This is a genomic window from Frigoribacterium sp. 9N, assembly GCF_902506305.1.
Classification (GTDB): domain Bacteria; phylum Actinomycetota; class Actinomycetes; order Actinomycetales; family Microbacteriaceae; genus Frigoribacterium.
Window position 1 is genome coordinate 1933301 of record NZ_LR733392.1, and the last position, 20086, is coordinate 1953386.

Genomic DNA, 20086 nt, shown 5'->3' on the forward strand with positions numbered 1-20086 from the left:
GCGATCGTCAGGTCGAACCGGTCGTCTCGGACGATGGAACGCATCCGCATTCGAGACGTGGTGGGATCGGACGCCAGACGCTGTCGAAACTGGCGAGATCGACCTCGCGGACACCTCCGGCGAGTGCCGGTGGTGCCCCGAGCAGTATCCGGAGCGCCTCCCAAGCCGTCATGTTCCCCACCACGCCGGCCAACGGGGCGGCTGAGCCGCCGGGCGAAGAACCCTTCAGAGTTCGCGCGGCACGTCCGTGATCGTCGGCTGTCGCGGCACGGATGCACGACCAGCACGTCGTTCGGCCGGGCAGGACGGTGACACCCGGCACCCCGAGCAGGGCGCCGTACGCGCCTCCGACGATGTGCGGGACACCGACCGCGGTGCTCGCCGTCGCCACGACGTCGGCCACGACGGGCACCGAGGGCTGGTCTGCGCAACTCACGACGAGATCGGCACCCGAGAGCAGGGTCGCGAGCTGTTCCGCGGTGTCCACCCGAGTGCGCCAGACGTCGACGGTGATGTCCGCGTCGATCTCGGCGACTCGCTCTGCGGCTGCGTCGACCTTGACTCGTCCGATGTCTCCGGAATCGAAGAGCACCTGCCGGTTCAGATTGGAGAGTTCGACGACGTCGGGATCGATGAGCACGAGCCTTCCCACCCCAGCCGCGGCCAGCGATTGGACGACCCACGAACCAGCACCACCGACGCCGACCACGACCACGCACGCACCGGTGAGCCGGCTCTGGATCGTCGAGGCGTCGTGTCCTCGAGCGACTGCGGACAGTTCATCGGCCGAGATCATGTCGTCGAACAGCTGCAGCTGACGCGAATGCCTCGTGGCACGGTCGGTGGAAGATGCCTCCGACGCCAGGAAGCGTTCGGATTCGAGGACCTCCAGCACGTCCTCGAGCGCTCCGCGATCAAGCAAGGAAAGCGTCTGGGCGAGCTGCACTGGCGTGCGAGTCCCATCGAGCAGCGGGACGAGGTCCGCCACCCAGGGCTCGACGGAGAAGGTCGACACGACCCGCTCGTACGTTGCCCTGAATTGCAGGCGACCGTCTGCGAGCTGGACGACGATGATGCTGTCTCGCAGACGGGGGCGGGCGGCTGAGCCCGTTCTCGCGTCAGCGCTCATGACGTGCCCCTCAGAATCGTCAGGGGCTCCGTGCGGGAGGCCCGCAGGACCGGCCCCACGGCGGCGATGGCGAGAGCGATCGCCGTCACGCCGACGATTCCCGCGATCGTCACGGGATCGACCACCGGGTCGACCCCCACGCCGAGGAGCCTCGAGACGATCCGCGTCCCGAGTGCTCCCCCGAACGAGCCGAGGAGCAGTCCTGCACTCAGCGACGCCACGGCGATCACGGTGGCGTCCCAGGCGACGAGGGCACCGACGCCGCGACGTCGGCACCCCACGGTGCGGAGCACGGCGAGTTCATCACGCCGCGATTCGACGTCGAGGCTCAGCGTGCTGCTGGCCCCCAGGGCCCCGAGGGCCAGAGTCACCGTCACCGCTGCGAAGAGTCCTGCCGTGAGGGCTGCCGTCTCGGAGGCTGCACGATCCCTCGTCGCCTCGGCGGTGATGACGTCGACACCGGGGACTCCGACCACCTGCGCGGCGACGCGGTCTGACAAGTCGGCGACATCGACCCCTCCGTCTGCCGACACGTCCCACCGAGAGACCCCCGTGACACCGAGTTCGCCCGCCGTCCTGCGGTCGATGACGACCTGTTGCCCCGTGGCCACCGAGGTGAAGAGCCCGACGACTTCGAGGGGCACCTGGGTCCCCCCGGCCGACACGACGACCTCATCACCCGGGGCCACCGTCAGGGACTCGGCGACCCCCCTCGGCAGAGCGATGCCCCCACCGGCCCTCAGCAACTCGACACCTCTCGATCCGCCACCGGCGGACCACGCGAGCCCCGACACGTCGAACCAGGTCTCGGGGTCGATCGCCTGGAACGGCACGTCGAGTTCGGCGGACGCCGACAGGACGGTGGCTTCACCGGACACCGACCGCGCGACGTCCCGAACGCCGTCGACGACGACGATCGGCTCGGCGTCGTCCGACAAGGGCACGACCGACGTGACTTGCACGTCGGCCCCGAACTGCCGATCGATCTGTTCCCCTGTCGCGGAGGCGACGGCACCGACGCAGGTGCCGAGCGACACCGCACCGAAGACCACCAGGGTGAGAGCCCCGGTCACCGTCGACCTGCCGCGGGTCGGTCGGCGACGCGCCAGGTCGGCGGCCCACTGGAGCCTGGCCGCGAACGCCGCCAGGGGCGCGATCGCGAGGCGGGAGAGGGCCACCGCACAGACCGCCAGGGCGACCAGGCCCAGAGCGTCGAGGACGGCGCCTGCGTCGAGGGCCCAGATCACCAGCCCCGAGACCGATGCGACCACGGCGACCGCGACGGCTCGTCGCCGTGAGCACGATCCGGGCGAACCGTCTGCGGGTTCGACGCCCCTCACGACGAACGCCGGCGGAATTCGACGGACGTCGGCGACGGCTCGTCGGGCCCCGAGCGTGGCGGAGGTCGCTCCCGCGAGGACGCCGAGACCGACCGAGAGGGTGAGGGTCGGAAGAGACGGAGCCTCCCCGTCCATCCGACTCATCACCACCGCAGCGCCGGCGACGCCGACCGCGACGCCCACGACCGTTCCGGCCGCTGCGACGATGGCGATCTCGGCGCCGACCGACGAGACCAACCACCGTGTGGACGCGCCCGTGGCCCGCAGCACACCGTAGGTACGGCGCCGTGCTCGGACGGCAGCCGTGCTCGCCAGTGAACCGAGCAGTGCCGACACGGCGAGGGCGACCAGAGCGAGCCCTGCCATCACCGCCGTCACGGCCGTTTCGATGGGCCCGAGGCCGTCGGCCACGGCCGACGTGTCCTGGAAGACGGCTCCGGACGGGAGCGCCGCTCGGTGTTCTGCTGCCCAGGTGGACGCGACTGCAGGATCGAGTTCGAGGTCGAGACGGGTGAGGTCACCCTCGAGCCCGAACGCCCTCTGGACGACCTCGAGGTCGGTGAAGAGGTTGTCCCGGGCGAAGACACCCAACAAGCGGGGGTCGACGAGCCCCACCACGTCGAACGAGCGGACGCCCGAGGGAGTCGTCATCGACATTCGACTCCCCAGGGAGGCGCCCATGCGGTCTGCGACATCTGTCGGCACCAGGACCTCGTCCGAGCCCGGTCGAGGAGCTCGACCGTCGGTGACCACCTGGGAGGCGAGTGAGTCCGGCCCGGCCGGGGCCCCGGTCAGGAGGAGGGCCTCGGCCTCACCCGTCGCGCCGACCACGACCGTCTCTCGACTCAGGGTGGGGAGCGACGACACGACTCCGGGATCGGCGGCGAGTGCGTCCACGAGACCCTCGTCGACGAACTCACGATCCACCTCGGGGACGATGCCCACGTCCCCGAACGTGAGCAACGAATCGATTCCGTCGACGACCGTCTGGCGCGCCGTCAGCCCGGTGACGAGTGAGGCCGTGAGAAGGGCGACCCCCAAGGCTGCCGTGAGGGCGGTGAGTCCTGCCCGCCGCCGTCCGTCAGCGATGTTCCGCCAACCAAGCGCGAACGCGTTCTTCATGGGCCCTCCCCTCGACGCTGTCGATCGTGGCCGCCGGTGTGAAGCGTTCGTCGGCGATGACTCGGCCGTCTCGCAGGACGATGATCCTGTCGGCGATGCACGCGGTCTCGAGGTCATGGGTGACCACCACGACCGCTGACGCCTGGTCGTCGACGACCATGCCCCGGAGCAGCCTCAGGACATCCCGTGAGGTCGCACTGTCGAGCGCGCCGGTCGGCTCGTCGGCGAGGACGAGAGACGGACGGGAGAAGAGCGCTCGAGCCAGGGCCACACGCTGGGCCTCTCCGCCCGACAAGGTGGCCGGACGGGCCGATCCGAGACCGTCGAGGCCGAGTTCGTCGAGCAGCGCGTGCGCTCGATCCGCCCATTCCGAGCGGCGTCTTCCCGCGACGAGTGACGTGAGCGCGACATTCTCGAGCACCGACAGGGTCGGGACGAGGTGGGAGTCCTGGAAGACGAATCCGATGCGATCTCTTCGCAGGACGGTGCGCTCCGCCTCGGAGAGGGAAGAAAGTGTCATTCCGTCGAAGACGATCTGACCGTGATTGGGGGTGTCGAGAGCACCGACCATCTGCACCAGAGTCGACTTGCCCGAGCCGGAGCGACCGACGATCGCGATGATCTCGCCCTCGTGAAGGTCCAACGAGACACGGTCGACGGCGGGCGGTCTCCCACCTCGGCTCTCGAAGAGCCGTGACACTTCTCGGATCTCGACGAGCGGAACCGTGCTCATGCCGCCGACTCCGTCCGCATCAGATCGAAGTCGGTCCACATCTCCCAGTCGCCGGCGCGGCCGTCGAGGATGAGCCTCTCGATGAGTCGCCACAACGCGACCGTCGACCCCTGGACCTCGACGTCATCTGTCGGGGCGGGAATCGCCGGGTGGATCGTCAGGACGAAGTGAGCTTCTCCCGTCCGGTCGAGGTGCATCGGCAGCATGGCTGCGCCCGCGGCACGACTCATGAGGGCCGGCCCCTGCGGTGCGACGACGGAAGCCCCCAGGAACGGGACGACGGTGTGGTGACGGCCTCGGCCTCTGGGATCGTATTCGGGGAACATTGCGAAGACGAGCCCGTCCTTGAGCGCTCGGAGCCCCTTTCGGAAGGTCGCGTCGTCGTCGATGGCGAAGGCGTCGACATCGAGAGAGGGAAACGCCCGATCCCGGAGCTCGTCGAAGTTCATCCTGTTGAAGACGAAGCGCGTGGGGTGTCGGTGCGCGATGATCGGCGGGACGACGTAGGACGCCCCGAAGTGCAGGGGCAAGGCCAGGGCGCCACGGCCGTGCTCCCTCGCCTCCTCGAGGTGCTCGCCGCCACGAACCTCGACGACCTCGTCCAGCCGAGCTCGGTCGTCGAGCCACAGCGTGACGAACGTCGACTCGAATTGCATCCGAGGCCCGTAGTCGCCATATCGCCCCGCTGCAGCGTCGATGTCGACGGAGGCGAGACCTGGCAAGCCCCCCATGGCGGCACGGGCCTTGGCCGCCATGCCGGCGCTCGTGTCGGACGGGTCGGCGATCGAGTCGTAGGCGGGCAGGTCGAACCGGGCGATGTCGTTCATGAGTCGCCACGCGGCAGCGGGCCCGGCGGCGCGGAGCGCCGACCAAAGACGTTCGTATCGGACGACCTCGAAGAGGGTGAAGATGGGAAGGGACATGTCGACTTTCGGGAGATGCGGTCACCGGACTGACGGGGAAGGCGGACCGCCCGATGGGCGGCCCGCCCCGGATGTCAGGTGCAGAGGCATCCGCCGTTGCAGCGTGCTGCGCTACCCGGCTTGAGCGTCGTGCTCTCGATTTTCTTCATGCGTTCCCTCCTCCCACGTCGAGTCGACGAGACACCTCCGAGTCTCGGCATCGGCAGCTCGACTCGAAAGTCACGGCCGTCACGAAGTCACCACGCATCCGTCATGTCGACGTCATGAGACATACTGGTCACGAAATCTTTGACGAGTAGGGGGATGCCATGTCGACCGACGGGCCGATCGACGTGTGCGTGGTCGCCGACGAGGTGCTGACGCGGTCGGCGATCGAGGCGTGCATCCGTGTGACGCCGGGGCTGAAAGCTGTCGCGATCCACGATTCCGCGAAGCCCTGCTCCGAACCAGGGCCACCCCCGCGGAGCGTGCTGGTCATCGACGCCGACGACCACCCCGACGTCGTGGACGCCGCCCGGCGACTGCGCGAGGGGCACGACGCCGTCGTCGTCCTGGGTCGCCGCTTACCCGCCGTGCTCGTCCGTCAGATCGTCCAGTCGGGCATCGACGCGGTCGTCTCGAAGCGGGCGAGCATCGACGAACTCCTCGCCGTCGTCCGGCGAACGGCTGCCGGAGAAGACCACGTCGACCCGAGGTTGGCGGCCACGGTCCTCCGCGCCGAGGCGTGCCCGCTCACGGCACGCGAGCGTGACGTCCTGCGCCTCGTCAACCGGTCGCTCTCGACCAGACGGTGCGCCGCCGAGCTGCACCTCGCCGAGGGCACGGTGCGCAACCTGATCTCGTCCGCCGTCCGCAAGGTCGGGGCGCCCGACCGCGGACGGGCCGCCTCGGACGCGCGAGATCTCGGTTGGATCTAGACCCGCGCCTCCTCGGGGCAGACGCTGTCGAGCAGGCCCGGCCATCGCGACGACGAATGGTCCCGCACCGTCGTTCGCCGTGGGGCGAAGGACGATCCGGGACCACTCGATGCGCGAGCCGCGCGAGCCGCGCGAACCGCGCGAGCCAGGCGCGGCCTACAGGCCGCGGGCGAGGCGGTGGTACGCGGCGTTCCAGGCGACCTCGTGACGGAAGTCGCGGATGCGGGTGTCCTCGTCGATCACGAGCAGCTCGGTCTCGACGATGCGGGCGAGGTCCTCGAAGGCCTCGAGCCCGACCGCGGTCGACATGACCGTGTGGTGGGCGGCGCCGGCCGTCAGCCACGCCTCGGCCGACACGGCGAACGACGGACGGGGCTTCCACACCGCGCGCCCCACCGGGAGGTTCGGCAGGTCCTGGTCGGGGTCGACCACGTCGACGACGTTGACCGTCAGGCGGAAGCGGTCGCGCACGTCGCTCATCGCGACGACGACGGCCGGGCCGGGGTCGGCGGAGAAGACCAGGCGCACCGGGTCGTCCTTGCCACCGATGCCGAGCGCGTGCACCTCGAGGGAGGCGCGCCCCGACGTCAGCGCCGGGCTGACCTCGAGCATGTGCGCCCCGAGGATCTTCTCCTCGCCGGGCACCAGGTGGTACGTGTAGTCCTCCATCAAGGAGGCGCCACCCGGCAGCCCGGCGCCCATCACGTTGGCCGCACGCACCAGCACCGAGGTCTTCCAGTCACCCTCGGCACCGAAGCCGTAGCCCTCGGCCATCAGGCGCTGGACCGCGAGGCCGGGCAGCTGCTTGAGCGCGCCCAGGTCTTCGAAGTTCGTCGTGAAGGCACTGAACCCGCCCTCTTCGAGGAACGAGCGCAGACCGATCTCGATCGCCGCACCGTCTCGCAGCGACTGGTGACGCTCGCCGCCCGCCCGCAGCGCGGGGACCACGTCGTACTCGGCCTCGTACACCGCGACGAGCTCGTCGATCGCCGTCTCGGACGCCGCGGCGACGGCCTCGGCCAGTTCGTTGACGCCCCAGGTGTTGACCTGGACGCCGAAGGCCAGCTCGGCCTCGGTCTTGTCGCCCTCGGTCACGCCGACGAAGCGCATGTTGTCGCCGAAGCGTGCCAGCTTGAGCGAGCGCATGGCCGAGGCGCCCGCGGCGGCGCGCATCCAGGTGCCGACCTGCTGCTGCACGCGCGGGTCGCTGACGTGGCCGACGACGGTCTTGCGGGGCACCCCGAGACGGGTCTGCATGTAGCCGAACTCGCGGTCGCCGTGGGCGGCCTGGTTGAGGTTCATGAAGTCGAAGTCGATGTCGGCCCAGGGCAGCGCGACGTTGGCCTGCGTGTGCAGGTGCAGCAGCGGCTTGCGCAGGGCGTCGAGGCCGCCGATCCACATCTTGGCCGGGCTGAAGGTGTGCATCCAGGCCGTGACGCCGATGACCGAGTCGTCGAGGTTCGCCTCGAGCATCGTGCGACGGATCGCGTCGGCGTCGGTCAGGACGGGCTTCCAGACGAGGCGCACGGGCACGTCGGAGGCGGCGGCGAGTTCGTCCGCGATGGCACGCGACTGGTCGGCGACCTGCTGGAGCGTCTCTTCGCCGTAGAGGCCCTGGCTGCCGGTGAGGAACCAGACCTCGCGCGAGGCGAGGAAGGCGGTGGGGTCGAGGGTGTCGTTCGTCACTTCAGTTCTCCTGCGGGTGCTTGTCCATAGACGTTCTGGTACCGGTCGAAGAGGGCGTCGATGCTCTCTGCCGGGATGGGGATGGGTTCGCCGAGCTGGCGGGTGATGTGGACGGTGCGGGCCACGTCCTCGGTCATGACGGCGGCCTTGACCGCGTCGCGGGCGTCCTTGCCGATCGTGAAGACGCCGTGGTTCTGCATCAGCACGGCCCGACTGCGGTGCCCCTCGAGCGTCGCGACGATGCCGCGGCCGATCGAGTCGTCGCCGATGATCGCGAACGGCCCCACGGGGATCTCGCCGCCGAACTCGTCGGCCATCGCCGTGATCACGCACGGGATCGCCTCGCCGCGCGCGGCCCAGGCCGTGGCGTAGGTCGAGTGCGTGTGCACGACTCCGCCGACGTGCGGCATGGTGCGGTAGACGTAGGCGTGGGCGGCGGTGTCGCTGGACGGACTGCGGTCGCTGCCCGGCGTGCCCTCGACCACGGTGCCGTCGAGGCGGCAGAGGATCTGGTTCTCGGCCGTGAGGTCGTCGTAGAGCACCCCGCTGGGCTTGATCACGAAGAGGTCGGTGCCGGGCACGCGACCCGACACGTTGCCGCCCGTCCAGACGACGAGCCCGTAGCGCACGAGCTCGGCGTGCAGGGTGGCGACGTCTTCTCGGGTGGCGTCGATGGCCGCCTGCGTCGAGCGGTCGATCCAGCCGGTCATGCGGTCACCTGCGCGTCGCTCGTGGCGGAGGCGGTGGCGTCCTGCTCGACGGCATCCGTGCCTCCACCGCCCTCGGTCGTCGCCGAGGGAGCCGAGGAGGCGCGGGTCGCCTCGCGACGCATCGCGCGCAGGCGGTGCATCACGTCGTTGCCGCCCCGACCGAACCAGTCGTGGAGCAGCAGGTACTCGGCGTACAACGCGTCGTAGGCGTCGGCGGCGGCCTCGTCGGGGACGTAGGTCGCCCGATCGACGCTGCCCATGGCCTCGGCCGCGGCGCGGATGTCGGCGTAGGCGCCCGCGGCGACGGCGGCGTGGATGGCCGACCCGAGGGCCGGGCCCTGCTCACTCGTGATCGTCGAGATCGGCATGCGGAGCACATCGCTGTAGGTCTGCATCAGGTGCTTGTTCTTCAGCAGACCGCCGGCGGCGATGAACTCGGTGACCGGCACGCCCGACTCCTCGAAGGCCTGGACGATGCGGCGCGTGCCGAACGCCGTGGCCTCGAGCAAGGCCCGGTAGCCCTCTTCGGGCGTCGTGCTGAGCGTCTGGCCGACGATGACGCCGCTGAGCTCGTGGTCGACGAGCACCGAACGGTTGCCGCTGTGCCAGTCGAGGGCCACGAGGCCGTGGGCCCCGACGGGCTGCTCGTAGGCGAGGTCGGTGAGGTGCTGGTGCACGCTCTTGCCTTCCGCCGCGGCGTCGTCGACCGACGACTGCGGCACCTGGTTCTTCACGTACCAGGCGAAGATGTCGCCGACGCCGGACTGGCCTGCCTCGTAGCCGTAGAGGCCGTCGACGATGCCACCGTCGACGACGCCGCACATGCCGGGCACCTCGGCGAGCTTGTCGCCGTTCATCACGTGGCAGGTGCTCGTGCCCATGATGGCGACCATCTGACCCGGCTGGGTCGCCTTGGCGGCCGGGGCCGTGACGTGCGCGTCGACGTTGCCGACGGCCACGGCGATGCCCTCGGGCAGTCCGGTCCAGCCGGCGGCCTCGGCCGTCAGCGTGCCCGCGACGTCGCCCAGGGCGCCGATCTCGTGCACGACCTTGGTCTCGGCGAAGTCGGCGAAGTCGGGGTTGAGGGCGGCGAGGAACTCGCGGCTGGGGTACTCGCCGTCCTGGTAGATGCCCTTGTACCCGGCGGTGCAGGCGTTGCGCACGTAGCGGCCGCTGAGCTGCCAGACGATCCAGTCGGCGGCCTCGACCCAGTGCTCGGTCGCGGCGTAGACCTCGGGGTCCTCTTCGAGCAGCTGCAGCCCCTTGGCGAACTCCCACTCGCTCGAGATGAGCCCGCCGTACCGGGGCAGCCACGACTCGCCACGCGACGCGGCCAACTCGTTGATGCGGTCGGCCTGGCCCTGCGCGGCGTGGTGACGCCACAGCTTGACGAACGCGTGCGGGCGGTCGGCGAAGCGGTCGAGCTCGTTGAGCGGGGTGCCGTCGGCGGTGGTCGGCACCATGGTGCAGGCCGTGAAGTCGGTGCCGATGCCGACGACCGCGGCGGGGTCGACGCCCGACGCGCGGAGGGCCTCGGGAACGGCGTTCTTCAGCACGTCGACGTAGTCGGACGGCACCTGCAGGGCCCAGTCGGCGGGGAGGCGCTCGCCCGTTCCGGGCAGCGTGCGGTCGACCACCGCGTGCGGGTACTCGAACGTGGCGCTGGCCAGTTCGGCGCCGTCACGCACGCGCACGACGACCGCGCGGCCGCTGAGCGTGCCGTAGTCGACGCCGACGACGTACGTTTCGGCCGAGGCGCCGGCGGGGTCGGGAGCCGCGGGCGACGGGTCGGAGGGGATGGCGGTCTCAGCCATGGAACGTCCTTGTCCTGATGCGAAAGTGAGCGCTCACATTCTCACATGAGCGAGTGGGACCGTGCAATCTCGCACGGGCGGGTCGGGGTCGGTCAGCGGGCCGGGGCCGCCGTCGAGCGGCGGACGACGAGCTCGGGGTCGAGTGCCGCCACGGGCGCTTCGTCGCCGGCGAGCACGGCCTCGACGGTCGTCATGAGTCGGCGCCCGAGCGCCTCGAAGTCCTGTCGCACGGTGGTCAGCGGCGGGACGAAGTGTTCGGCCTCGGGGATGTCGTCGAAGCCGACGATGCTCACGTCGCGCGGCACGACCCGACCGGCGTCGACGTACGCGTGCACGACGCCGAGCGCCATCTGGTCGTTGCCGCAGAACACGGCCGTGACGTCGTCGCGCCCGGCCAGCTCTCGGCCGATGCGATGACCGGAGCCCGGGGTCCAGTCGCCGCGCAGCAGCACCGTCGAGTCGACGCCGAGCCGTTCGCAGGCCTCGCGCCAGCCCCGCTCGCGGTCGCGGCCGTCCATCCACCCGTCGGGCCCGGCGACGTGGGCGATGCGGCGGTGACCGAGCGAGACGAGGTGCTCGACGGCAGCCTCGGCCCCGGCGGCCTGGTCGAACGAGACCGTGTGGTGGCCGTCCTCGGCCTCGCTGTCGGCGGTGACCAGCGGCACCGACACCCCGGAACGCCGCAGCACCTCGAGGGCCTCGGCGTCGGGCGCGATGAGCACGATGGCCGCCACGTTCTGGCCCACCAACGAGTCGAGGGCCTGCCGCATGCCCTGCCGGTCGTCGACGTCGAGGGTGGCCATCGACACCTGGTACCCGGCTCGTCGGGCGGCACCGTTGAAGCCGTGCATCGTGCTCGACGGCCCGTAGAACGGGAACCCCGTGCTGATCACGCCGAGCGACCTCGTCTTGCGGCTGGCCAGTGCCCGGGCGGTGAGGCTCGGCCGGTAGTGGAGCTCGTCGATGGCGACGTCGACCTTGGCCTTGGTGGCGGGACGGACCGTCGGGTCGCCGTTGACGACCCGCGAGACGGTCTGGTGCGAGACGCCGGCTGCGGCCGCGACGTCGAAGAGGGTTGCCACGAGGTGATCCTAGTTCGGTTCGGTTTTCGGGACGGTGGCGTCGTGTGCGGCCGGCCCGCGCCTCCTGCGGTCTGGTCGGTGCCCGCCGGGGGCGGGGAGACGAGGAGGCGCGGCTCCCGTGACCGGGAACCGCGCCTCTCGCGGATGGTGGCGCCTAGTTACTTGCCGGACGAGGCGGCGCGACGCTTGTTGAAGACGTCGAACGCGACCGCGGCGAGCAGCACGAGGCCCTTGATCAGGGACTGGTACTCGGTGCCGACACCGAGGATCGACAGGCCGTTGTTCAGGATGCCGATGATCAGACCACCGATGATCGCGCCGGTGACCGTACCGATGCCGCCCGTGACGGCGGCGCCACCGATGAACACGGCCGCGATGGCGTCGAGTTCGAACCCGCTGCCGGCGCTGGACGCCGCGAGGTTCAGCTGGGCCGTGAAGACGACGCCGGCGAGAGCGGCGATGACGCCCATGTTGACGAAGAGCAGGAACGTGACGCGCTTGGTCTTGACGCCCGACAGCTCGGCGGCGTGCACGTTGCCACCGATCGCGTAGACGTGACGACCGAAGACCGAGTTCTTCATCACGGTCGAGTAGACGACGACGAGCACGGCGAGGATGACCAGCACGATCGGGGTGCCCGAGTAGCTGGCGAGCAGGAACCCGACGTACATGACGAGGGCGACGGTGAAGACGAGCTTGGTGACGAACCACAGGAAGGGCTCGTCCTCGAGCTGGTACTTGCGACGCGTCGCCCGACCACGGAGACCGGTGCCGATCAGGGCGATCGAGGCCACAGCGCCGAGGATCAGCGTCAGCGGCTCGTACCCGGTCGTGCCGAAGGCGGGCAGGAAGCCCGAACCGATGTCACGGAACCCCTGGGGGAACGACGAGATCTGCGTGCTCTGCAGCGCGATCTGGGCGGCACCACGGAACGCGAGCATGCCGGCCAGGGTGACGATGAACGCCGGGATCCCGAAGTAGGCGATCCAGAAGCCCTGCCAGGCCCCGACCAGGGCACCGAGCACGAGGCAGAGCACCACGGCGAGCGGCCAGGGCAGGCCCCACTGCGTGATCATCACGCCGGCCATCGCACCCGTGAAGGCGACGATGGACCCGACCGAGAGGTCGATGTGGCCGGCGATGATGACCATCACCATGCCGATGGCCAGGATCAGGATGTAGCTGTTCTGGACGACCAGGTTCGACACGTTGATCGGTGCCAGGGTGATGCCGTTCGTGGTGATCTGGAAGAACAGCACGATGACGATCAGCGCGATGAACAGGCCGATCTGGCGCAGCTGACCGCCGAGGTACGAGACGGCACTCGTGATCGGGTTGCCGCCCGAACCGGACTGCGGCTGACGGGAGGTGGGCGACCCGCCCGTGGGCTTCGGGTCGGTGGCCTGGGTGGGGCTAGGCGCGCTCATTGACGGGGCTCTCTCGTTCGAGGGTCATGTACTTCAGGAGGAATTCGGGGGTCGCCTCGGCGATCGGCACGTCGGCCGTGATGCGCCCCTCCGAGAGGGTGTAGATGCGGTCGCAGATGCCGAGCAGTTCGGGCAGCTCGGACGAGATGACGATGACGCCCTTGCCCGCGTCCGCGAGCTGGTTGATGATCGTGTAGATCTCGTACTTGGCGCCGACGTCGATGCCGCGGGTGGGCTCGTCGAGGATGAGCACGTCGGGGTCGGCGTACATCCACTTGGACAGCACGACCTTCTGCTGGTTGCCGCCCGAGAGCTTTCCGGTGACGGCGGCCACGGTGGGCGCCTTGATGTTCATGCTCTTGCGGAAGCGCTCGGCGACCGTGCTTTCTTCGGACCGGTTGACGAAGCCCCAGTTCGCGAGCTTGCCGAGCGCCGAACCAGAGACGTTGCGGGTGATGTCGTCGATCAGGTTGAGACCGTACTTCTTGCGGTCCTCCGTCGCGTAGGCGATGCCGGCCGCGATGGCCTTGCTGACCGTCGACGTGTCGACCTTCTCACCGCGCTTGTAGACGGTGCCCGAGATGCCGGTGCCGTAGCTCTTGCCGAAGACGCTCATCGCGAGCTCGGTGCGTCCGGCACCCATCAGCCCGGCGATGCCGACGATCTCGCCGGCCTTGACGGTGAGGTTGGCCTGGTGGATGATCTCGCGCGTCGCGTCCAGGGGGTGGTGGACGGTCCAGTCCTCGATGCGGAGCAGCTCGGCGCCGACCTTCGACTCGTGGGCCGGGTACCGGCTCTCGAGGTCACGGCCGACCATGCCCTTGATGATGCGGTCCTCCGACACCTCGCCGGCGTGCATGTCGAGGGTCTCGATGGTCTTGCCGTCGCGGATGATCGTCACCTTGTCGGCGATCGCCTTGATCTCGTTGAGCTTGTGGCTGATGATGATCGACGTGATGCCCTGCCCCTGCAGGCTCTTGATGAGGTCGAGCAGGTGGGCCGAGTCGTCGTCGTTCAGGGCGGCGGTGGGCTCGTCGAGGATGAGGATCTTCACGCGCTTCGAGAGCGCCTTGGCGATCTCGACCAGCTGCTGCTTGCCGACTCCGATGTCGACCACCTTGGTGATCGGGTTGTCGCGCAGGCCGACGCGGGCCAGGAGGCCGGCGGCGTCGAGGTTGGTCTTGTTCCAGTCGATGAAGCCGCCCTTGGACTGCTCGTTGCCGAGGAAGATGTTCTCGGCGATCGAGAGGAACGGGCTGAGTGCGAGCTCTTGGTGGATGATGACGACGCCCGCAGCCTCGGAGTCGTTGATGTTCTTGAAGTCGACGGGCTGACCGTCGAGCAGGATCTGGCCGTCGAACGAGCCGTGCGGGTAGACGCCCGAGAGCACCTTCATGAGCGTCGACTTGCCGGCGCCGTTCTCGCCGCAGATCGCGTGGACCTGGCCGCGCTCGACCTCGAGCGTGACGTCCTGCAGGGCCTTGACGCCGGGGAACGTCTTGGTGATCTCCCGCATCTCGAGGATCGTGTTCGCCACGTGTTCCTTCTTCCGTGTGTCGGGTGGGTGCCGCTGGGGAGCAGGGAAGCGAGGAGGCGCTGGTCGGCGACCGGCGCCTCCTCGGTTCTCGCAGGGGAGGGACCTACTTGAGGTCGGCCTCGGTGTAGTAGCCGCTGTCGACCAGGACCTCTTTGTAGTTGTCCTTGGTGACGATGGTCGGCTGGAACAGGAAGGTCGGGACGACCTTCTCGCCGTTGTCGTACGTCTTGTCGTCGTTCGTCTCGGGCGTCTTGCCGGTGAGCAGGTCGTCGGCCATGATCACGGACTGGTCGGCGAGCTGACGGGTGTCCTTGTAGATGGTCGAGTACTGCTGACCCTCGATGATCGACTTGACCGAAGCGGCCTCGGCGTCCTGACCGGTGATGATCGGCAGGGCGTCACTGGCGTAGCCGGCACCCTCGAGCGCCGAGATGATGCCGATCGAGATGCCGTCGTAGGGCGAGAGCACGCCGTCGAGCTTGGTGCCGCCCGAGTAGGTCGAGGCGATCAGGTTCTGCATGCGCGCCTTGGCGGTGGCGGGGTCCCACTGCTGCGTGGCGGCCTGGGTGAACTGGTCCTGACCGGAGCCGATCGTCAGCGAACCGTCTTCGATGTAGGGCTTGAGGGTGTCCATCGCGCCGTTGAAGAAGAAGGTCGCGTTGTTGTCGTCGGGGCTGCCGGCGAAGACCTCGATGGTCTTGGGCGAGGCGCCGTCGACCTTCTTGCCGTCGGCGTCGGCGAGGCCGAGACCGGTCAGGAGGCTGGTGCCCTGGTCGACGCCGACCTTGTAGTTGTCGAACGAGACGTAGTAGTCGACGTTCTTGTTGCCCGTCAGCAGGCGGTCGTACGAGATGACCTTGATGCCGGCCTTGGCGGCCGAGTCGAGCTGGTCGCTGAGCGAGCCACCGTCGATCGAGGCGACGATGAGGACCTTCGCGCCCTTGGTGATCATGTTGCTGATCTGCTGGACCTGCTGGGGGATCTTGTTGTCGGCGTACTCGAGGTCGACCTTGTAGCCCTTGTCCTCGAGGGCGCTCTTGACGGCGTCGCCGTCCTTGATCCAGCGCTCGGACACCTTGGTGGGCATCGCGACGCCGACCAGCGCACCGGCGTTGTCGCCGCTGCTGCTGCCGCCGGCGTCACCGCCGCGTCCGCCGCCGCCGCCGGAGCAGGCGGCCAGGGAGAATGCCATGCCGACGGCGACGATGCCGACGAGGAGCTTTTTCTTCACGGTTGTTCCATTCGTGTCAGGTGTCATCTCGACGGCGTCGTCGATGACGGGTGATGGTGCTGTGAGGGGATCTCTGTGGTGCGGGCGCTCGACGGCTCGGGTGGCCGGGGACGCGCCGGGCCGACGGGTGCGCGAGGCCTGCCCGTCGGGGCTGAGGGGGACGTCAGGCCGGGGCGACCGCGAGGAGGAGCGGGGCGGGCGACGTGCGGACGGCCCGGTGGGCGGCCGGGCGGCGGAGGGAGGAGCTGTTCACGGTTGACCTCTTCGTCAGGAAACGTGTGGCTGGGGTGTCGCGGAGTGGAGCGGGATGGCCCGTCGCGGGGACGGTCGAGCGCTGACCTGAGAATGTGAGCGCTCACATCGGTGGTGCTGGGCAATACTGAACGAGGTCCAGGTGCTTGTCAAGTCGGTCGGTGCCCGGCGTGTCGCGACAGGATTTACACGTTCGCCACACGCCGTTCACGCGCGTGAGCGGTCGTCACGTCACAGTGTGCCCATGATCACCGCGACCGCGACCGTCCACACGGCGCACGACGCCGCCGGCCTGTTCTGGTTGTCGCGCCGCCTGCTCGCCGAGCACCGGGCCGCCAAGGTCGAGGTGGGCCAGTACCTCGTGCAGCTCGCCGACGCCGGGACCGTGCTGCTCACCGAGCTGCCCGAGGCCCTGCGGTTCGACGTCGTCGTCCGGGACGAGCTGACGGCACGCCGCACGCGCCGGGCGCTCGAGGCCGCCCTCGAACGCTGCCTGCCCGGCACGGTGTCGGCCATGACCTGGCAGACCGAACCCGTCGCCGTCTGAGGGCGGCCCGGCGCGACACCCCCGAACCAGCGCGACGCCCCGGATTCGTGGGGTGTCGTGCTGGTTCGGAGGTGTCGGGCCGCGCTAGAACGCGGTGATGGTCCAGCTCGCCGTGTGGGCCTCGCCCGGGGCGAGCAGCACGAGGTCGTCACCCGAGTTGAAGGCGTCCGGCGGGCAGGTCATGGGCTCGACGGCCAACCCGACCCGGTCGTTCTCGGGTTCGGGACGGTCGGCGGTGTGCACCTGCACCCAGGGCAGCTCGGTCCCCCACGACATGGTGACGCCGTGGCCGTCGCGCGCGGTCACCGTGGCGGTGACCCGCGCCTCCTGAGCGGGGCCCCCACCGGCGTCGCCGTCAGGGGTGCCGAACGCGAGGTCGGTGAAGGCGTGGTCGACGAACAGGTCGCCGACCGGGTGCCCGTCGCGGAAGTCGAAGCCGTCACGGTCACCGACGGGCCGCGTGCCGACGGGGACCAGGCGGTCGTCGGTCACCTCGAGGTAGCTCGCGGCGGGCAGCGTGAACGACCAGTCGTCGACGCGACCCTCGCCTGCGACGAGGTAGGGGTGCGGCGCGGTGCCGTAGGGGGCGACGCCCGTGCCCGCGTTGCGGGCCGTGACCGTCGTGGTGAGCCCGTCGTCGGTCAGCTCGTAGACGACCGACAGCGCCAGCCGCCACGGGTAGCCGTCGCTCGGCACGAGCACGAACGAGGCCGAGGCCCGCGCGGCCTGGGCCTGGTCGATGGTCCAGTCGGCCCAGTGGGCCAGGCCGTGCAGGGCGTGACCGCGCTCGACCTCGTTCAGCGGGAGCTGGTGTTCGACCCCGTCGCGCTCGTAGCGTCCGTCGGTCACGCGGTTGGGCCACGGGGCGAGCAGGGCCCCGCGGAAGCCCGGCCGCACCTCGTCGGCGGCGAACGGCACGACCAGGTCGCGGCCCTCGAACGTGAGCGTGCGCAGCGTGGCCCCGACCTCGGCGATCTCGGCCCGGTAGCCGTCCCGCTCGAGCACGACCTGCGCGCCGGAGACCGGCACCGGCGACGTGACGAGGCGAGCGGTCGGCGGCGCCCCCGGTGCGGGCTCGACGACGGGGGGCACGGTGCCGTGCGGCGGCACGGGGGCGACGGGGGTGGGCTCAGACATGCGCGGGCTCTCCGAGGACGGACGCGGACAGGAACGGGTTGCGGAAGCGGCCCTCGGGGTCGACCGACGCGACGTGGGCGGCGAAGTCGCCGAGACGCGGGAACACCCGGCGCAGCTCGGCGTGGGTGGCGGTCGAGACCTTGCCCCAGTGCGGGCGGGCGTCGAAGGCGCCGAGCACTCGCTCGATCTCGGGCAGGACGGCGAGCACCTCGTCCGGGCGGCGGTGCCAGGTGAAGTGGAAGGCCACGCTCTGACGTCCGCCGCTCGGGCTGATCCAGGCGTCGTCCGGGGCGATCGTGCGGATCTCGCTGACCATGAGCACGTCAGCGAAGGTGTGCGCGATGCCACGGAGCCCCTCGATCGCGGCCGCGGCGTGCTCGGCGGGGATCAGGAACTCGCTCTGGATCTCTTCGCCGGCGCTCGGCGTGAAGTCGAAGCGGAAGTGCGGCAGGCGTTCGAGCCACGGGCCGGCCACGCCGCCCTGCTGCGTGACGGCCGCGGTCTCGGCTCCGGGGATCATGTGCGTGGTCGCGTCGGCCCGCAGGGCGCCGAGGTCGCGGAGGTCGAGACCGACGGAGTCGCCGACCCGGTGCTTCGACCAGACCTGGTCGACCCCCGCGCCGTCGTACCGCGTGAAAAAGCTCAGGCTGTACGCACCGGCGAGCACGGCGTCGAGGTGCTCGAGGGCGGCCGCCCACGGCAGGTCCTCGTGGATGGTCTGCTCGACGTCGAAGGTCGGCACGGTGTCGAGTTCGAGGCTCGTGACGACGCCGACGGCGCCGAGCGAGACGACGGAGGCGCCGAACGCGTCGTCACCGCGGCGGACGGTCTCGAGGCTGCCGTCCGCGCGGACGAGCTCGACGGCGCGGACGGCGGCCGAGAGGGCGGGATTGCGCACGCCGGAACCGTGCGTGCCGGTCTGGACCGCTCCGGCGACCGAGATGTGGGGCAGCGAGGCGAGGTTGTGCAGGGCGAGGCCGCGACGCTGCAGCTCGCCCGCGAGGGCGGCGTGCGTCGTGCCCGCACCGACGCGGACCGTGCCGGCGGCCGAGTCGACCTCGACCGGGGTGTCGAGCGCGTCGAGCGAGACGAGGACGCCGTCGGTGTCGGCGACCCGGTTAAACGAGTGGCGCGAGCCCAGGGCCTTGACCCGACGGCTGCCGGTGACGACGTCACGCAGCTCGTCGATGCTCGTGGGGCGACGCAGGTCGGTCGTCGAGTACTCGACGTTGGCGGCCCAGTTCTGCATGGAGACTCCTTCGGCTCGGGGTGCTGCGTCGAGTCTAGGCGAGCCCCACCGCCGGGAGTGAGCGCTCACTCGCCTCGGGCGGCGGCCTGCCAGCCGAGCAGCGGGCCGAGGCGCTCGGCGGCGTCGGTCAGCACCTGCGTGTACTCGGCGAGTCCGAAGTCGAACGGCAGCTCGACGATCAGGTCGTCGACCTCGCGCATCGCGGCGTTCTCGTGCAGCTGCTCGGCGATCCACTCGGACGGGCCGACGAGGTCGCGGTCGAACATCATGCCGCGGGGTCCGTGGGCCACGGTGGTGCGGTCGCGACGGGAGGACGCGTAGGCCTCGTACGCCGCACGCTGCTCGGCGGTGGCCGTGTCGGTGGGCAGGACGACCGCGCCCTTGGCGACCCGCGCCTCCGGGCCCGAGGGGTGGACCGCACGGAAGGCGCGGATCTGCTCGAGCTGCGACGCCGCGAAGCGGGTCGGCTCGATCGGCCCGGGCGCGCCCGCGAAGCTGACGTTGCTGATCAGCATGCCGAGGCCCTGGCGACCCGCCCACTCGGCCGACCGGGGGCTGCCCGCGCCGTACCAGACACGGTCGGCGAGGCCGGGGCTCTGCGGCTGCACCCGCCCGGTGAAGACCTCGATGCCCTCGGTGCCCTCGAACGCGCTGACCTGCTCGCCCCGGACGAGCGAGAGGAACTTCTCGACCCGGCCGTACGAGAAGTCCTGGTGGTCGGCGGCGTCCCCGTAGAGGTGCGGCCCGACCTCGTCGTAGGCGCGGGGCTCGCCGACGCTGACGCCGAGCTGCAGCCGGCCGCGCGAGAGCACGTCGACCGTGCCCCAGTCCTCGGCGAGACGGAACGGGTTCTCCCAGCCGAGCGGCATCACGGCCGTGCCGAGGGTCAGGCGCGAGGTGCGCTGCGCCGCGGCCGAGAGGAACGCGACGGGCGACGAGATGCCGAACTGCAGGTGCCGCGTGCGGGTCCAGCCGCCGTCGAGCCCCAGCGCCTCGGCCCGCTCGAACAACTCGAGCCCCTGCTCGAGTCCGACGGTCGGGTCGTCGCCCTCGAAGGCGCCGATGGTGAGGAAGCCGAGACGACGCAACGGCCTCGCGGCGGCGGACGGAGCGGGCGACGAGGAGGCGGTGGTCACCCGTCGAGCCTAGCCAGACGACCCGGGGTCGCCGGGCCGGGCCCCCGGCCCTCGTCCCCCTGGGCGACATCCCCGGACGACGTCCCCCGGGGCGCGTCCCCCGCATTGGGGACC

Annotated in this window: 16 protein-coding genes; 2 read left to right on the forward strand and 14 right to left on the reverse strand. The window is 70.2% G+C overall.

The window, feature by feature from the left end; all coding sequences use genetic code 11:
- Positions 1 to 7: 7 nt before the first annotated feature.
- The 4 genes from ARTHRO9V_RS12080 to ARTHRO9V_RS12095 form a co-directional block, all read right to left on the reverse strand.
- A complete protein-coding gene (locus ARTHRO9V_RS12080) occupies positions 8 to 1129 on the reverse strand; it encodes a ThiF family adenylyltransferase (protein ID WP_236557042.1) in 1122 nt (373 codons plus the stop codon).
- Positions 1126 to 3591, reverse strand: coding sequence for an FtsX-like permease family protein (locus ARTHRO9V_RS12085; RefSeq protein ID WP_159827524.1), 2466 nt, complete (start codon positions 3589 to 3591; stop codon positions 1126 to 1128). The genes ARTHRO9V_RS12080 and ARTHRO9V_RS12085 overlap by 4 nt, the downstream gene beginning before the upstream one ends.
- Entirely contained in the window at positions 3551 to 4234 is a 684-nt protein-coding gene (locus tag ARTHRO9V_RS12090; RefSeq protein ID WP_199859676.1) for an ABC transporter ATP-binding protein, read from the reverse strand. The genes ARTHRO9V_RS12085 and ARTHRO9V_RS12090 overlap by 41 nt, the downstream gene beginning before the upstream one ends.
- Positions 4235 to 4320: 86 nt before the next feature.
- Positions 4321 to 5079 carry a lysophospholipid acyltransferase family protein gene (locus ARTHRO9V_RS12095; RefSeq protein ID WP_158612863.1) on the reverse strand — a complete coding sequence of 253 codons (759 nt, stop codon included), beginning with the start codon at positions 5077 to 5079 and terminating at the stop codon, positions 4321 to 4323.
- Between the two features lie 476 nt (positions 5080 to 5555).
- Between ARTHRO9V_RS12095 and ARTHRO9V_RS12100 the strand changes: the two genes are divergently transcribed.
- Positions 5556 to 6164 (forward strand): response regulator transcription factor, encoded by a 609-nt coding sequence (locus ARTHRO9V_RS12100; protein WP_159827530.1) that lies wholly within the window; start codon positions 5556 to 5558, stop codon positions 6162 to 6164.
- A gap of 156 nt (positions 6165 to 6320) precedes the next feature.
- Here ARTHRO9V_RS12100 and araA read toward each other — a convergent pair whose 3' ends face one another.
- From araA to chvE, 7 genes are all read right to left on the reverse strand, one after another.
- Entirely contained in the window at positions 6321 to 7850 is a 1530-nt protein-coding gene (gene araA, locus ARTHRO9V_RS12105; RefSeq protein ID WP_159827533.1) for an L-arabinose isomerase, read from the reverse strand.
- Positions 7847 to 8560: an L-ribulose-5-phosphate 4-epimerase gene (locus tag ARTHRO9V_RS12110; RefSeq protein WP_043595113.1), complete on the reverse strand. Its 714-nt coding sequence runs from the start codon at positions 8558 to 8560 to the stop codon at positions 7847 to 7849. Before ARTHRO9V_RS12110 ends, araA begins: the two co-directional genes overlap by 4 nt.
- Complete coding sequence (gene araB / locus ARTHRO9V_RS12115) at positions 8557 to 10374, reverse strand: ribulokinase (protein WP_159827536.1); 1818 nt, start codon at positions 10372 to 10374, stop codon at positions 8557 to 8559. The genes ARTHRO9V_RS12110 and araB overlap by 4 nt, the downstream gene beginning before the upstream one ends.
- 92 nt (positions 10375 to 10466) lie before the next feature.
- On the reverse strand, positions 10467 to 11456 hold the full coding sequence (locus ARTHRO9V_RS12120; protein ID WP_056046729.1) for a LacI family DNA-binding transcriptional regulator: 990 nt from the start codon (positions 11454 to 11456) through the stop codon (positions 10467 to 10469).
- A gap of 158 nt (positions 11457 to 11614) precedes the next feature.
- Positions 11615 to 12883 (reverse strand): multiple monosaccharide ABC transporter permease, encoded by a 1269-nt coding sequence (mmsB, locus tag ARTHRO9V_RS12125; protein WP_082452220.1) that lies wholly within the window; start codon positions 12881 to 12883, stop codon positions 11615 to 11617.
- The gene (gene mmsA, locus ARTHRO9V_RS12130) at positions 12870 to 14399 is read right to left on the reverse strand and encodes a multiple monosaccharide ABC transporter ATP-binding protein (protein ID WP_370274456.1); all 1530 of its coding nucleotides are present in this window, start codon (positions 14397 to 14399) and stop codon (positions 12870 to 12872) included. Before mmsA ends, mmsB begins: the two co-directional genes overlap by 14 nt.
- A 124-nt stretch (positions 14400 to 14523) precedes the next feature.
- Positions 14524 to 15678 (reverse strand): multiple monosaccharide ABC transporter substrate-binding protein, encoded by a 1155-nt coding sequence (chvE, locus tag ARTHRO9V_RS12135; protein ID WP_056225230.1) that lies wholly within the window; start codon positions 15676 to 15678, stop codon positions 14524 to 14526.
- A gap of 469 nt (positions 15679 to 16147) precedes the next feature.
- Between chvE and ARTHRO9V_RS12140 the strand changes: the two genes are divergently transcribed.
- Positions 16148 to 16450, forward strand: coding sequence for a hypothetical protein (locus ARTHRO9V_RS12140; protein WP_056046737.1), 303 nt, complete (start codon positions 16148 to 16150; stop codon positions 16448 to 16450).
- 84 nt (positions 16451 to 16534) lie between these two features.
- On the opposite strand, the gene ARTHRO9V_RS12145 is transcribed toward ARTHRO9V_RS12140, so the two are convergent.
- From ARTHRO9V_RS12145 to ARTHRO9V_RS12155, 3 genes are all read right to left on the reverse strand, one after another.
- Complete coding sequence (locus ARTHRO9V_RS12145) at positions 16535 to 17587, reverse strand: aldose 1-epimerase family protein (protein ID WP_159827539.1); 1053 nt, start codon at positions 17585 to 17587, stop codon at positions 16535 to 16537.
- Entirely contained in the window at positions 17580 to 18836 is a 1257-nt protein-coding gene (locus tag ARTHRO9V_RS12150) for an FAD-binding protein (protein ID WP_159827542.1), read from the reverse strand. Before ARTHRO9V_RS12150 ends, ARTHRO9V_RS12145 begins: the two co-directional genes overlap by 8 nt.
- 65 nt (positions 18837 to 18901) lie before the next feature.
- A complete protein-coding gene (locus tag ARTHRO9V_RS12155; protein WP_123570595.1) occupies positions 18902 to 19972 on the reverse strand; it encodes an LLM class flavin-dependent oxidoreductase in 1071 nt (356 codons plus the stop codon).
- Positions 19973 to 20086: the final 114 nt, after the last annotated feature.

What these genes read in the sequence shown, in the direction of transcription:
- ARTHRO9V_RS12080 (WP_236557042.1), bottom strand. Translation starts at nt 1,129, where the DNA reads ATGAGCGCTGACGCGAGAACGGGCTCAGCCGCCCGCCCCCGTCTGCGA.
- ARTHRO9V_RS12085 (WP_159827524.1), bottom strand. Translation starts at nt 3,591, where the DNA reads ATGAAGAACGCGTTCGCGCTTGGTTGGCGGAACATCGCTGACGGACGG.
- ARTHRO9V_RS12095 (WP_158612863.1), bottom strand. Translation starts at nt 5,079, where the DNA reads ATGGCGGCCAAGGCCCGTGCCGCCATGGGGGGCTTGCCAGGTCTCGCC.
- ARTHRO9V_RS12100 (WP_159827530.1), top strand. Translation starts at nt 5,556, where the DNA reads ATGTCGACCGACGGGCCGATCGACGTGTGCGTGGTCGCCGACGAGGTG.
- ARTHRO9V_RS12110 (WP_043595113.1), bottom strand. Translation starts at nt 8,560, where the DNA reads ATGACCGGCTGGATCGACCGCTCGACGCAGGCGGCCATCGACGCCACC.
- araB (WP_159827536.1), bottom strand. Translation starts at nt 10,374, where the DNA reads ATGGCTGAGACCGCCATCCCCTCCGACCCGTCGCCCGCGGCTCCCGAC.
- mmsB (WP_082452220.1), bottom strand. Translation starts at nt 12,883, where the DNA reads ATGAGCGCGCCTAGCCCCACCCAGGCCACCGACCCGAAGCCCACGGGC.
- mmsA (WP_370274456.1), bottom strand. Translation starts at nt 14,399, where the DNA reads ATGCGGGAGATCACCAAGACGTTCCCCGGCGTCAAGGCCCTGCAGGAC.
- chvE (WP_056225230.1), bottom strand. Translation starts at nt 15,678, where the DNA reads ATGACACCTGACACGAATGGAACAACCGTGAAGAAAAAGCTCCTCGTC.
- ARTHRO9V_RS12140 (WP_056046737.1), top strand. Translation starts at nt 16,148, where the DNA reads ATGATCACCGCGACCGCGACCGTCCACACGGCGCACGACGCCGCCGGC.
- ARTHRO9V_RS12145 (WP_159827539.1), bottom strand. Translation starts at nt 17,587, where the DNA reads ATGTCTGAGCCCACCCCCGTCGCCCCCGTGCCGCCGCACGGCACCGTG.
- ARTHRO9V_RS12150 (WP_159827542.1), bottom strand. Translation starts at nt 18,836, where the DNA reads ATGCAGAACTGGGCCGCCAACGTCGAGTACTCGACGACCGACCTGCGT.